The organism is Corynebacterium sp. HMSC072D12, from assembly GCF_001813925.1.
GTDB classification, from domain to species: Bacteria; Actinomycetota; Actinomycetes; order Mycobacteriales; family Mycobacteriaceae; genus Corynebacterium; species Corynebacterium aurimucosum.
Genome location: NZ_KV814387.1, coordinates 1 through 1,859, shown reverse-complemented (window position 1 = coordinate 1,859; position 1,859 = coordinate 1). Strand labels below are relative to the sequence as shown.

The window sequence follows — 1,859 nt, the reverse complement described above, 5'->3', positions numbered from 1 at the left end:
GAAAAACACTCACATGCTTAAAGACACCAACTGGTGCCACAAATAAAGCTCCTTAGAAAGGAGGTGATCCACCCGCACCTTCCGGTACGGGTACCTTGTTACGACTTCGTCCCAATCGCCGATCCCACCTTCGACAGCTCCCTAACAAGTTTAGGCCACTGGCTTCGGGTGTTACCAACTTTCATGACGTGACGGGCGGTGTGTACAAGGCCCGGGAACGTATTCACCGCAGCATTGCTGATCTGCGATTACTAGCGACTCCGACTTCATGGGGTCGAGTTGCAGACCCCAATCCGAACTAAGGCCGGCTTTCAGCGATTCGCTCCACCTCACAGTGTCGCTGCGCGTTGTACCGACCATTGTAGCATGTGTGAAGCCCTGGACATAAGGGGCATGATGATTTGACGTCATCCCCACCTTCCTCCGAGTTAACCCCGGCAGTCTCTCATGAGTCCCCAACCAAATGCTGGCAACATAAGACAAGGGTTGCGCTCGTTGCGGGACTTAACCCAACATCTCACGACACGAGCTGACGACAACCATGCACCACCTGTACACCAACCACAAGGGACACTACATCTCTGCAGCAATCTGGTGTATGTCAAGCCCAGGTAAGGTTCTTCGCGTTGCATCGAATTAATCCACATGCTCCGCCGCTTGTGCGGGCCCCCGTCAATTCCTTTGAGTTTTAGCCTTGCGGCCGTACTCCCCAGGCGGGGCGCTTAATGCGTTAGCTACGGCACAGAAGACGTGGAAGCCCCCTACACCTAGCGCCCACCGTTTACGGCATGGACTACCAGGGTATCTAATCCTGTTTGCTACCCATGCTTTCGCTCCTCAGCGTCAGTAACTGCCCAGAGACCTGCCTTCGCCATCGGTGTTCCTCCTGATATCTGCGCATTTCACCGCTACACCAGGAATTCCAGTCTCCCCTACAGCACTCAAGTTATGCCCGTATCGCCTGCACGCCCGAAGTTAAGCCCCGGAATTTCACAGACGACGCGACAAACCACCTACGAGCTCTTTACGCCCAGTAATTCCGGACAACGCTCGCACCCTACGTATTACCGCGGCTGCTGGCACGTAGTTAGCCGGTGCTTCTTATACAGGTACCGTCACTTACGCTTCGTCCCTGTCGAAAGGAGTTTACAACCCGAAGGCCGTCATCCCCCACGCGGCGTCGCTGCATCAGGCTTCCGCCCATTGTGCAATATTCCCCACTGCTGCCTCCCGTAGGAGTCTGGGCCGTATCTCAGTCCCAATGTGGCCGTACACCCTCTCAGGCCGGCTACCCGTCGACGCCTTGGTAGGCCATTACCCCACCAACAAGCTGATAGGCCGCGAGCTCATCTTGCACCGAAAAAACTTTCCAACCACCACACTAAAGGCAGTTCATATCCGGTATTAGACCCAGTTTCCCAAGCTTATCCCAGAGTGCAAGGCAGATCACCCACGTGTTACTCACCCGTTCGCCACTCGAGTACCAGTGCAAGCACTGGCCTTTCCGTTCGACTTGCATGTGTTAAGCACGCCGCCAGCGTTCGTCCTGAGCCAGGATCAAACTCTCCACAAAAAAGGCCGTGAAAAGCCCAAACCTAGACAAACAGACAAACCAAACCGTGCACCGCACGGACTGGCTATCCAAAAATTACATAAAGAAAAAATCCTTCAACCAACCCCCAACCCGACGGGGATATACAAGGAGGCTGGCCCAGTCAGAAGATTTTAAACAATACGCCCAAACAACTTATGTTATTTACAATGACGCCGCTAAAAGGAAAAGCGCCATCCGGCATACACCAACCGTGCCACACATACGGCACAACACGGCCAAAACAAATAAAATCAACCAACAAAAA

The 1,859-nt window shown here is 53.7% G+C and carries 1 protein-coding gene and 1 rRNA gene; one reads left to right on the top strand and one right to left on the bottom strand.

Going from position 1 to position 1,859, the window contains the following annotated elements:
- Positions 1-56 precede the first annotated feature (56 nt).
- Positions 57-1,573, bottom strand: a 16S ribosomal RNA gene (locus tag HMPREF2943_RS03430).
- 7 nt (positions 1,574-1,580) lie between these two features.
- Between HMPREF2943_RS03430 and HMPREF2943_RS12565 the strand changes: the two genes are divergently transcribed.
- Positions 1,581-1,859: hypothetical protein (locus HMPREF2943_RS12565; protein WP_210399715.1), on the top strand; the 279-nt coding region annotated here is incomplete at its 3' end.